Origin of the sequence: Cytobacillus sp. FSL M8-0252 (genome assembly GCF_038007345.1) — a bacterium.
GTDB classification, from domain to species: domain Bacteria; phylum Bacillota; class Bacilli; order Bacillales; family Cytobacillaceae; genus Cytobacillus; species Cytobacillus kochii.
Window position 1 is genome coordinate 4,504,160 of sequence record NZ_JBBOWZ010000001.1, and the last position, 13,188, is coordinate 4,517,347.

The 13,188-nt window shown below is 35.5% G+C and carries 5 protein-coding genes; 1 reads left to right on the plus strand and 4 read right to left on the minus strand.

The window, feature by feature from the left end:
* Nucleotides 1–2: 2 nt before the first annotated feature.
* The 4 genes from MKX83_RS22800 to MKX83_RS22815 form a co-directional block, all read right to left on the minus strand.
* Nucleotides 3–8,144, minus strand: coding sequence for a non-ribosomal peptide synthetase (locus MKX83_RS22800; protein ID WP_341058189.1), 8,142 nt, complete (start codon nucleotides 8,142–8,144; stop codon nucleotides 3–5).
* A gap of 14 nt (nucleotides 8,145–8,158) precedes the next feature.
* Nucleotides 8,159–9,400 carry a beta-ketoacyl-ACP synthase II gene (fabF, locus tag MKX83_RS22805; protein WP_341058191.1) on the minus strand — a complete coding sequence of 414 codons (1,242 nt, stop codon included), beginning with the start codon at nucleotides 9,398–9,400 and terminating at the stop codon, nucleotides 8,159–8,161.
* A 61-nt stretch (nucleotides 9,401–9,461) separates the two neighbouring features.
* Nucleotides 9,462–11,024, minus strand: coding sequence for an NAD(P)-binding domain-containing protein (locus MKX83_RS22810; protein WP_233435183.1), 1,563 nt, complete (start codon nucleotides 11,022–11,024; stop codon nucleotides 9,462–9,464).
* Nucleotides 11,025–11,040: 16 nt separating this feature from the next.
* Nucleotides 11,041–12,306 (minus strand): cation:proton antiporter, encoded by a 1,266-nt coding sequence (locus MKX83_RS22815; protein WP_095371506.1) that lies wholly within the window; start codon nucleotides 12,304–12,306, stop codon nucleotides 11,041–11,043.
* Between the two features lie 165 nt (nucleotides 12,307–12,471).
* On the opposite strand from MKX83_RS22815, the gene MKX83_RS22820 reads away from it, so the two are divergent.
* Nucleotides 12,472–13,170 (plus strand): 4'-phosphopantetheinyl transferase family protein, encoded by a 699-nt coding sequence (locus MKX83_RS22820; protein ID WP_307316496.1) that lies wholly within the window; start codon nucleotides 12,472–12,474, stop codon nucleotides 13,168–13,170.
* The last annotated feature ends 18 nt before the right edge of the window (nucleotides 13,171–13,188 follow it).

Genomic DNA, 13,188 nt, shown 5'->3' on the forward strand with positions numbered 1-13,188 from the left:
TTTCACTCCTTTCCACTATAAGTAACTGTTCTTTTTATTCGCTCAACTTTTCTCACAGCTACGGTCTTATTATCACTTTGACCTGCTTTTAGAGAAAGATAGGCCGTTAAGCTTCGTATCGTAGGGTATTTAAAAATATCAATTAAGGATAAATCCTTGCCGATTTCATCTTTTACAGCGGCAATCATACGTACAATTAGCAAAGAATAGCCACCCAATTCAAAGAAATTGTCATCGGGACGTATCACTTTTCCTGGTAGAAGATGATCCCATATTCTTTTCATATCCTTTTCCATTTTTGTTTGAAAAGAATAAGAGCCCGTGTGTTCCTGTTGACTAGACCAAGCCATTAACTTCAATACATCTACTTTTCCATTTTTCGTAACAGGAATTTCTGGTATGGATATAAATTTGTTAGGTATCATCGACAATGTCAGTACTTCTCTCAACCGAATCCGTAGTTCATTCGGATTAAACATTTCCTTGTTTACTACGACAAAAGCAATTAAGTGAACATCTTCATCTGTATTTACATCTATTACTGCACAATCAGTAATTTGAGTTTCATTAACAATAGCCGCTGCTACTTCATTCTTATCTACTCTTACACCTCTTATTTTTATTTGATGATCTTTCCTACCCAAAATCTCAATTAATCCATCTGGACGATATCTCCCCAAATCACCTGTCCTATATAACACATCATCTGAAGAACCTGACCATTTATGTTGTTCAAATATCTTGTCTCGGGAATTAATATAGCCCTTAGACATATAAGGTGTTCTTATTGTAATTTCACCCATTTCACCAACTCCACATTGATCACCACTTTTATTCACAATAAGAAGTTGAGCATCAGAAATAGGGCTACCAATAGGCATTACTGTATTACTTTGTAATGCTGAATCGATGGGACAACTGCTCTTGGCTAAAGTTGTTTCCGTTTGACCGTAAAAATTATTGACCTGGGCACATGTTACCTCTCTCCACTTCTCTACCAAATAATCAGGTAACGGTTCACCGGCAAAAAATATGTGCCTTAATGAAGGCAATTTTATCTTCAAACCACTTCTAAACCAGTGCATGGTAATAGACGGGACAGCGTGAAGGAGCGTGATTTTTTTCTCATTGAGCCAATGAAAAATATCTTCCTCCTCATCCTCTACAGGTACACAAACTGTAGATCCACTTGTTAACGGTAAAAATATATCACGTAAGTATACATCAAACGTTGTATGAGTCAGCTGGGCACTTCTATCTTCATTACTGACACTAAAATGGTTTCTTTGCCAATTGAGAAAATGTGAAAGGCTATTATGAGATCCTAATATTCCTTTCGGTTGACCTGTAGTACCTGAAGTAAAGAATATATAAGCATTGTCATGATTGATAGGTTTCATACTTCTTGAATTCTCCAACCTATTAACAAACTCATCTACATGGTAAGTAGCGAGAGTACTAATTGAAAAAACGCTCTGATGAATGCCTAAATTGTCAGTAAGAATAATTGCCTTAGCTTTCGACTGCTCAATCATTTGAGTAACCCGTTGTGCAGGTAGGTCATTATCAATATTTAAAAACGTTCCGCCTGCCTTTAATACACCTACGATTGTGCCTATCATCGAATAACTTCTTTTGCCTTGAATAGCAATAACATCCCCTGGTTTAATGCCACATCTTCGTAAACCAATGCTCACTTTATTAGAATAATTAGATAATTGCGTATACGAGTAAAATTTATTACCTTCTTCCACGGCGATTTTCTCGGGCGTGTTCTTTGCCCAATATTCAACCTGTTCGGTAACAGAAGGATAGCTTTTTTTGTACAGTGGTTTCTCTGGGTTAGGTAATATTTTTTTTGATTTTCCCGTCATTAAACTCGGTTGTAGGATTGATTGTTCTTTGTTAGCGATAAAAGTATTTAATAGACTCAAGTATTGTTCAAAAAAGTCTTCCATTCGCTCCACTGAAAATAAATGATTTTGATAAGCTATACTGAATTTAAATTGATCTGCTGTCTCTTCAATATATAAAGTCATCAGGAATTTAGACGTTATATCCGCTACTTCTAGTTCAGCTATTTCCTCACCATGAACGCTGAACGTTTTTTGCTCTTCAAACTTCCGAAAATTTATTAATATGTCAAATAACGGATTCCGGTCTATATTTCTTTCAGGTTGAACAGCCTCAACAATTTGTTCAAAAGGAATATCTTGATTTTCGAATGCGCCCAAGACAATTGCTTTTGTCTTCATTAAAAACTCGGTAAAACTCAAATGCTCATTGATATCCGCTTTAAGTGGTAGCGTATTTAAATATAACCCTACTGCCTTTTCTAATTCGGTATTACTTCTATTAATAATCGGTGTACCTAGAGTAATTTCCTTTTGCCCACTTAAGCGGGATAAAAGAACATAAAATGCACTCAAGAAAAACATAAATGGGGTTACTTTATTGCTTCTAACAAAAGCCCTAATTTCATTGGCTTTATTCAAATCAATTTTTTTGTGAATCGTATGATTATATCTTGTGTTATTTTCTAAATGATCCATTGGAAGCTGAATAATTGGAATATCTTCATTAAATATCTTTTTCCAATATTCTAGTTGATGTTGGATTTTACTCTGCTTATTAGACAACCAATAAGTATAATCTAAATACTGAATTGGCTCTTCTGCAAAACAATCCTCATTCCCCATATAAACTTGAATAAGCTCATTTTTTAGTACATTTATAGACCAACCGTCACAAATAATATGGTGAAGTATTAGTACGAAGATATCTCGTTCCTCACATCGCAAAACACTTCCTCTAATTAACGGCGGGTCTTCTAGGTTAAATTTCATTTTCATCTCAAGATTAATGCACTCTTGTAAAGTAGCCTCACTTGCCTCTATAACCTTCACACACTGTTCATATCCAGGAATGACCTTCTGAAAAGGAAAACCATCGATTTCTAAAAATTGAGTCCTCAATGATTCATGCCGAATAATAAGTTTGTTTATTGCATCATTTAAACGATTTATATCAAACCTGCCAGTTGATTTTAAGATAAGCGGAAGGTTATAACTCGTATTATCTGTATTTAATTTTTCTAAAAACCAAATTCTTTGCTGTGCATCAGTCAAAGGATGCCAATCTTGTCTATCTGCTACCTTAACAATCGGTGACAATTCTGAAATAGAAGTAGAAGCTTGAATCAAATTGGATAATTGTTTAACTGTAGGATTTTCAAATAATGATCGTACGGTTAAAGAGATTTGAAAGGCTTTGTTTATTTGCGAGATAATCTGTACGCCTAATAAAGAATGGCCGCCTAATTCAAAAAAATGATCATTCAGTCCAACAGAATCAATGCCTAATCTTTCACTCCAAATATCTGCTACTTTTTTCTCTATCTCACTTTCAGGGATTGCGTAATCCTGATTAATCATAAGATGTTCCGCATTGGGTTGAGGAAGAACTTTTCTGTCTACTTTTCCATTTGCATTCAGCGGAAAATTCTCTAACTTCATATAATAGGCAGGTATCATATAAGAAGGTAAGTGTTCTGTTAGATGTTCTCTTATATCAACAGCCTGCTTATCTTCACCTACATTTAAAATGTAATAACAACTTAATTGCTGTCCATTTGCAGTGACAATGGCTTCTTTTATAAAATCTAAAGCTGCAATACTACTTTCTATCTCTCCAAGTTCTACTCTCATTCCTCGAATTTTAATTTGATTATCATCTCTTCCGAGGAACATAATCTCGCCATGTTCATTTAAATATCCTCTGTCCCCTGTTCTATACATCTTCTCCCCTTCAAAAAAAGGATCAGCAACAAAGGACTCATTTGTTTTTTTAGGGTCATACAAATAGTCCCTGGCAAGACCAATGCCAGCTATATAAAGATCTCCTGGAACCCCATATGGAAGTGGATTTAAATGATGATCAAGCACGTATACCCGATTATTATCAATAGGGCGTCCAACTGATACAATATCTGTTTCAAATTCGTCATCAGGCGTGCAATCATAGCACGTTGAATCAATAGATACCTCTGTTGCTCCCCAGGAATTAAATAATTTACCAGGCATTTTTTCGTAGAATTTTTTGACCAATGAAGCCTTTAATGCCTCACCACTAGATACAACAACCCTTAAATTAGATAATTTCTCTTTCTGCAAAGGTGTGATTTCCTCAATAACCATCTTGAGCATACTTGGCACAAATTGTAGCAGAGCCACCTTGTATCGTATTGCATATTCGATAATACTTGTCGGTTCACGATGTGCACCTGGAGGAATGAATGCGACTGTTCCTCCTGTCATCAACGGCCAAAAAAATTCTACTGCTGAATCATCGAAAGTTAAAGTTGTCTTCTGCAAGGCTACTTCATTTTCTTGTAGTTTATGTTTATTTTGCATCCAACACATACGATTAACCCACCCCCTATGTGTACTACTCACTCCTTTAGGGGCGCCAGTGGATCCCGAAGTATAATATACAGATACCAAATGATCTGGAGATATTTTCACCGTTGGCTTTTCACTCTTATAGGTACTGAAAGAATCTATTAATTCATATTCTATAAATGTAGTATTTGTAGCTGCTAATCCCTTTTCATCTGTGATACAAACAATTGATTTAGCACTTTTCAATAAACTATACACACGTTGTACAGGTGCTTCCTTATCGATTGGCAAATAGGCGCCTCCTGCCTTTAAAATACCAAGCATAGCAACCACAAGCCCCAAGGACCTATCCATCCTTAACCCTACCGGTTGATCAGGTTTCACACCTCTTTCTATCAGAACATGTGCTAATTGATTGGCGCGCTTATCTAGTTCTTCATAAGTTAAAATCTCATTTTCAAAGATTGCTGCAGTAGCAGAAGGCGTTTTTTTGACCTGTTCTTCAAAAAGCTCATGTAGGCAACAGTTAGGAAAATCCACCTTCGTATTATTTAAATCTACTATTAACTCCCTTTTACTCTCTTCCTTGATGATAGAAATATCTTTAATTTTGATCTGCGTGTTTTCCATCACCGATTGAAGGATTTGAAGAAAGATATTGTTATATTGCTTCATAATCTTTTCACTAAATAAATCACTTCTATATTCCCACTTGCCTATATATTCTGCCCCTTCTTTTTTAATAAATAATGTTAAATCGAATTTCGATAAACCATTAAAAACAGATTTAATGGGGCTGAGGTTTAAATCTTCAACTGTAACATCTGTATTTGGCATTTCTTCAAAAGCAAACATATATTGAAAGAAAGGACTTCCAAACAACTTCCTATTAGGCCTAACCTCTTCAACAACCTTTTCAAAAGGAACATCATCATTTGAAAACACATTCATCGCTTTATTTTTTATCTGCTTTAAGAATTGTTCAAAGCTGTTATCATTATCTATTTCATTTCGTATCACAACCGTATTAACAAATAGGCCAATAATGTCTTCAAAATTTGCTTGCTTTCTTCCGGCCACAGGGGACCCTACAGAAATATCATGTTCACCTGAAAGTCTATGTAGAAATATAATATAAATAGCCAAAAATACAGTGTACACCGTTACATCCTTATGCTTGCAATAGTTTTTTAGCTCCTTTATTATTCCTTCTGGTAATGAAAAGGTAATTTCTTCTCCTTGCATTGAATTGGATTGCTTTTGCTTACCAGCTGATAAGTTTACTATCGGTTGCTCTTTTTCTAGTTCCTTTTTCCAAAAGGCAAGTTGCTCATCCATATATGGCTGATTCCAATGGACAGATTGCATTGAAATATAATCTTGGTATGTTACCATCGTTTTTTCTTTCAATTCTTTTTCTTGCATAAATGATTGATAATGTCTAAAGAGCGCTTGAATAAAAACATGATCGGACCAACCATCTGAAATGATATGATGAAAATTAAAATAAAAAATATGCGTATTTTCTGCTAATTTATAAAGCTTGAATCGAAAAACCCTTTCTTTTTGTATATAGAAAGGAATTTTTGCATCGATCTTCATAAAATTAACTGCCTGTTCTCTTGCCAATTCTAATGGATAGTCTGACAGATCAACTTCCGATACAGTTATACCTTCAATGACATCTTTATATTGGTAAGGTTCTCCATCCTTGTCACCAAACCGGTAGGAAAAAATATCATTTTCTATACATGTTTGATGAAGACTCGCCTTTAAACCAACAGTATCCAAGAGTCCATTGATTTCTATATAATGAGGTAAATTATATAAAGGACTGTCACCTTCCAATTTATTTAAAAACCATAAACGTTTTTGTGCATCTGATAGGCAAGATGGTTCGCCGTTCTGTACTTCTTTGCATGCCAACTCCTCATTTTTACCATCCTGATACTTTTCATTTATGAGAATAGATAATTGTCTTATCGTCTTTGCTTCAAAAACATCCTTTAAAGTAAGGAAAAGGTTAAATGTTCCATTAATTCTTCCTACTAACCTTGCTACGAAAAGAGAGTTACCACCTAATTTGATAAAAGGCGTATCCATATCAACAACCTCTAAGCTTAGAAGTTGTTTCCAAATCGCAGCCACCTTTTCCTCTGTTATATTGGCAGGGACACTTTCTATATTGCTTCTATAAGGCGTTGGTAGCTTCTTTCTATCCACTTTTCCATTTAATGATAATGGGATAGATTCCACTTCTATAAATACGGAAGGAATCATATGTTCAGGCAACTTAGTATTAAGATCATCTCTCAATTCAGACTCCTCGAGCACAAAACCTCTACTAAATTGCACATATGCTACTATACTCATTTCTCCAGATTGGTCCCACGGTGTTGCTATGCACCTTTTTATTTCTTTTCTTTTTTCTAGAGAAGCTTCAATTTCTCCGAGTTCAACTCGAAAACCACGAACCTTTACTTGAAAATCTTTTCTCCCTATATATTCTATTGCTCCGTCTGACCTTTCCTTACACCAGTCCCCTGTTTTATATAAACGGCCCCTCTCTTTATTTGGATGATGTATAAAGGAATGTCTAGTTAATTCCTCTCGATTGTAATAACCTCTTGCAAGGCCAATCCCTCCGATATATAATTCCCCAGTCTCTCCAGGAACAACTGGTGCGAGGTTTTCGTCTAAAATATATAGTTGAGTATTACTTATCGGATAACCAATAGGTACAACTCTTTCACTTTCATCACCTGTACACTTCCAAAATGAAACATCTATTGCTGCTTCTGTTGGACCATAGTAGTTATATAAATTGGTGTTTTCATATTTAGAAAAAAAATCTAATTCAATTTTCTTTGTTAGGGCTTCACCACTGCAAATCACCCTTTTCAATGATGTTTTCTGTTTAGCTGGAATTACTTCAAGAAAGACAGATAACATGGACGGGACGAAATGTATGGTTGTTACGTTCTGTTCTTTAATTACATTCAACAAGTAAGTGGGATCTTTATGTCCTCCCGGCTTAGCCAATACGATAGCAGCACCGGTCATTAATGGCAAAAAGATTTCCCATACTGAAACATCAAAACTGTACGGGGTTTTCTGGAGTACTCTATCGGCAGTTCCTAAGACATGTTCATTCTGCATCCACTGTAAGCGGTTGTTTAATGCTTGATGTGTATTTGCCACTCCTTTAGGTTTCCCTGTTGAGCCCGAAGTGTAAATAATATACATTAAACGATTATTATCTCCTTGTACCAAAGGGGATTCTCCAGAGTGAACTTTCCATTTCTCCTCATCTACTAGAATTTTTTTATCTATTAATTTATTCATTGCTATAAATAAGTTTTCTTTTTCTTTTGAGGTAATTAAAAATGGCGAATGAATATCCTCCACCATATATAACAGCCTATCTGATGGATAATCTGAATCTAACGGCACATAAGCGCCTCCTGCTTTTAAAATACCTAAAAGCGTGATCACCATATTAAAGGAACGATCTAAACATACAAGTACAGGTTCTTCAGGCTGAAGACCTTCACTGAGTAGATAATTTGCCAACTGATTTGCTTTTTGATTTAAATCAGCATATGACATAGCTTTGTTTTCAAAAATAATTGCAGGAAGGTTAGGTGTTTGAATCGCTTGCAGTTCAATTAATTCATGTATACATTTATCACTATTCGGAAAATTTATTTCAATTGATGATGAACCCTTCTTCGTTATATCCATAATCCACCCTCCCTTTACACATTCCATTCTTTCACTACTAAACTTGCGTTATGACCACCAAATCCAAATGAGTTACTCAAAGCCACTTTTACCTGTTTCGCTACTGCCTCATGTGGGACAAAGTTAAGATTTAATTCAGGATCAATATGATCACAATTGATTGTAGGATGTATAAGATTTTCCCTTATAGAGCAGATACTTGCTACTAGTTCAACCGCTCCTGCTCCCCCTAGTAAATGGCCTGTCATTGATTTTGTTGCACTTATGGGAATATGTGTTGCTGCTTCCCCCCACAGTTTTTTAATGGCCATTGTTTCATAATAATCATTGTATTTTGTACTCGTACCATGAGCATTGATATAATCAATTTCAGAGAGTTCTACGCCAGCATCCTCAATAGCTTTCTTCATTGACATCATCATCCCCTCAGCACTTGGGTCAGGAGCAGTCTGATGATAGGCATCTGAAGTAGAGCCATATCCAGCGACTTCAGCTAGAATAGTAGCCCCTCTATTTCTTGCAAAATCTTCAGACTCAAGAATAAGAACTCCCCCACCACTTCCTAGTACAAATCCATCCCTATCTTTATCAAATGGTCTACTTGCACCTTGTGGGTCATCATTTCTAGTGGATAGTGCTTTAATATTAGAAAATCCCGCAAGATCTAATGGGGTCAAATCTCCTTCTGCTCCGCCAACAATCATTACATCTGCTTCACCCCACTGGATTGCTCTTAAACCTTCACCTATACAATTTGTACCCGTGGCACAAGCAGTAACAAATGCGCCACTCTTCCCTTTAGCGCCAGTTAATAAAGTGATTTCACTAGAGGCTGCATCTACTACCATAGATGAAACAAGATAGGGGCTGACCCTTTTAGCCCCTCGCTCAATCAGCCTTTTATCATTTTCTAATACAGTATTAAGCCCGCCAGAACCCGAACCAACGATTACACCTATCCGATAGGGGTCAATATTTTGTAAGGGCAAACGCGATTGTTTGAGTGCCTCTTTTGTCGCAATTAATGCATATTGAGTATATGCATCCATACGTTTAATTTCCTTACTATTAAAATAGTCTTCGGCTTGGTAATCTTTGATTTGTGCTGCAAACTTAGTAGTAAAATGCTCGGTATCAAAATTAGAAATGGGCTCTACCCCACTTTTACCACGAATTAAATTTGCCCAAAATTGCTCTACCCCAATTCCAATAGGAGTTACAACGCCCATTCCGGTTACAACTGCTTTTTGTTTCAATTTTTATCCTCCCTAATTACTGCAAAAATAGATTTTTAAACTTGTAAAAAAAATCAATAGTCTAGTAGGATAATGACGACTCTTTTTCCACTGCATTTGTCACTATCTCTTTTATTACTGGAACATAAAGATCAGCATCAAATTTTGATTCCAAATGTTCTTCCAAGTCATATTTAATTATTTCGTCACCTTGTTTCACTCTAATAACTGGATGAATATGCACACTTTGTGTAGCATCCCCTGGTACTCTTGGAATACTAAATGTTTCTTCAAATTTACTAATGTCCCCATATTCCAGCGAAATAAAGATGGTTAATTCATTAGTGTTCAATGTTGAATCTTTGAATTCATTAATTGTCCGATGACCATTTTCATACCAATGCTGCCCATCAAATTTTAATTGATAGCCAACATATCCAGGCTGAAGCCATAATTCTGGCGATTCATTCAACTCATCTAGTATTCTCTTTGATGGATCTTGTTCTAATGATTTTTCCATTTTGCTGATATTAAATTTTTCAGCTAGATGGTTCGCAAGTATTTGTGAGTTATAACGGAATCCGTGAATAAATCCACTTGTAGAATATCCTCTATAATCTAGACCATGTGTTTGTGCTCCTGCAAAATACAAATTGGATACCTCTGTCGATTCAAATACCCCATTAATCGATGGGAATTTTTTATGCAACAACTGGATGTTAAAATCCTTTATCAGTTGATCTATATTTGACTTAAAGCCTGTTGCTGCAATTACTTCATTGAAGAAAAGTGTTTCAACTTCACCGTCTGCATGAATATATTCAACGGTTACATTAAAACCTGTTGCTACTTTCTCTATACTCTTTATATGGCAATCAAGCAGTGCTGCTTGATGTTTAAGTTGATAGTTTTCTGCAAAAATCGAATTAACCGCTCGGATATTTCCAACATAGTGGGTTTTGTAAGCCATTTTTGCTGAGGAAGGGCTTGCTACCATAATCACATTCGCTTCATTTAATATCTCCTGTGCACATTCAAGTCCACTATTGCCTTTCCCTAAGATTAGAACACGCTTGTCCCTGTATGATTCTTTTGTTTTCATATTTTCATACATGGTTATATGCTCTATTCCCTCTATTTTTGGGATAACAGGTTTTAGACCTGTTGCTACAACAACTGCTTTGCTTGTAAAAGTTCCTTTAGTAGTAATGACCTCAAATAACCCTTGTTCTGTTTTATTCGTTTGAATCCACTGAGTATCATAACTAATCGGGATATTACATTCGTCAATAAGATCATTTAACATATCAACAATTGCTTTCCTATTTGGATAAAAATCCTGGCTATAATTTCTCATTAATATATTCTTCTCTTTTGTAATTAAGCTATTCCAATCGAACCTTTCTGCATATCGGCTTTTAAATGGTTTACCAGTATACAATTTATTATTACTAATAAGTTTTTCGTGAACGGGATACTTTGTGAAGCTATATCCAGCTCTGTTAAAAGCCTCTAGAACAACCATATTAGGTTCAGCCCCATTTTCTCTACATATCTCTGAATAAGTAAGTGCCGTTTGTATTCCACCAGGTCCTCCACCAATAATTAATACATCATAGATATGATTGTCCATTTTTACTTCCATATATAAATCTCTCCTTTTATTTTATTGTGATAGTATTTGAAGGTAGCGCCTTCTTGAATTTGAATTTTTCCGAAAAATGATAAGCAGGTAACGCCATCGCAGTCGTGATAATTGCCATCCAAACCATTAAACTAAATAAGTCTTGAGAAATAATGTTATATGTTAAGCCAACATTAAGTACGATTAATTCCATTAATCCTCTGGCATTCATTAATGAACCTACCCCTGATGACTCCCTCCATCCAAATCCAGCTGCCCTCATAGTAATCAAACAGCTAGCATATTTACTGATAGATGAAAAAATAAGAATGATTAAAAACATGATGAGCAGCGAGACGTTCAGTGTAGTAAATTGCGTGTTGATCCCAGAGTACGTAAAGAAAATGGGGACAAGGAAGACCACTACAATGTCTTCTAATTTTGAGCGAACCTGCTGTTCAAACACTTTATTCTTAGGCATAATGAGCCCCATCATAAAACCACCAAATACTGAATACACCCCTATATAATCAGTAAATGCTGCTGCACTTAAAACGAGGACAAGTATCAGCGCTAAAAGCCCCTGATGCATCTTTCCTGTTTCTACTACGCTTACAAATATTCTCTCTAGTAATGGTTTACATACTTTAAATAAAACAATGACAAAGATTATAGTTCCGAGAAATGTCACTCCTCCACCTTTGAGGGAATTTGTCTCTACTAAAGCAATAACTGCAGCTAGCGACAACCAACCTAAGACATCTATCACACTCGCAGATAAAAGTGTAATCCCACCTATTTTTGTCTTCATCATGTTTTTTTCTTGGAGAATACGTGCCAACATAGGAAAAGCTGTCATGGAAACTGCAATGGCAATAAACAATGCAAAATGGAGGAAATTATCTCCTTGAAAGAAAGCATCCTTCAAAATAAAAGCCAAAGCGATTCCTGCTACAAAGGGTACCAAAAAACCTGATAGCGATAATTTTGCTGAGTTTCGATAAAACTTTTTATCATACTTTTTAAAATTAACCTCTATTCCAACTAGAAACATATAAAGTGCCAGTCCTAAATGACTAAACATGTACAGGATATTTTTAATATCAGCATCAAACAAATTTGCATACAGGCCCGGAAATACTGCTCCAAATAATGTTGGTCCTAATATTACCCCTGCTAACATTTCCCCTAATACACGTGGTTGTCCGACATAAGTGCATAGCCTTCCAACACTTCTGGAGGCAATCAATATTAGGATAAAAACTACTAACATTTTTATAAATATATGCATCTCATTTCCCATATCACGGCTCCTTTTCTTGTACTATTTCTCCTAAAGTTTAATAGTCTAAAGGGTTTCAAAAATCCGTATTTTACGCAAAATTAAATTGATTCTATTGCGTTATAGCCATATTTTAGTAAGTTATTAGTATGAGAATGTAAAATAAAAAAACGAGAAGGTGGGAAAATGGTTGTTTTTAAAGAGAAGATGCATCACATCATCGACGGGGAATGTGCCATATGGTTAATTGACCTGAGTAAAACATACACGGAACAATACAGTATACTTTCAGCAGTCGAAATCACTAAAGCCAATCAATTTATACATAAGACGGAAAGACATCGCTATTTAACCTGTAGATATGCACTTAGAAATCTGCTCGGGTATTATTTGCATACTCCTCCTGCTTCAATCCATATCCAATACTCTAAATACGGCAAACCGTACATATCTAACAAGCATAAACATCCTTATACTTTTAATATAAGCCACTCAAATAATTGGGCCTGTATTGCAATTAGTTTAAGCCATTCAGTTGGAATTGATATCGAGGAACTCAAACCTTACCAACTAGATATGAATGATACTGCTAAGCTATTCATGACCAATACAGAATTGGACCAGTTGAAGAAAATAGAATCAGATGGCGAACGAGCTTTCATCCACTGCTGGACACAAAAGGAATCCATACTAAAACATTTAGGTGTTGGTTTTTATACTGACCCTAAATTAATTCATACCATCATTTCAAAGGATGTTTGTTTAAGAAACTATCCTACCGATTCATTATTTTTAAATACTTACACTCTTTCCAGTTATATATTGTCGCTTTGTACATCACAGCCTGTCTCCCCCTTCTTTTATAAGTATGATTCATTCTTTTAGTGAAATGTTTTAACAGGG

Bases quoted from the DNA above. Each gene is read 5' to 3' on its own strand.
- MKX83_RS22810 (WP_233435183.1), bottom strand. From the start codon at position 11,024: ATGGAAGTAAAAATGGACAATCATATCTATGATGTATTAATTATTGGT.
- MKX83_RS22815 (WP_095371506.1), bottom strand. From the start codon at position 12,306: ATGGGAAATGAGATGCATATATTTATAAAAATGTTAGTAGTTTTTATC.
- MKX83_RS22820 (WP_307316496.1), top strand. From the start codon at position 12,472: ATGGTTGTTTTTAAAGAGAAGATGCATCACATCATCGACGGGGAATGT.
- MKX83_RS22800 (WP_341058189.1), bottom strand. From the start codon at position 8,144: ATGGATATAACGAAGAAGGGTTCATCATCAATTGAAATAAATTTTCCG.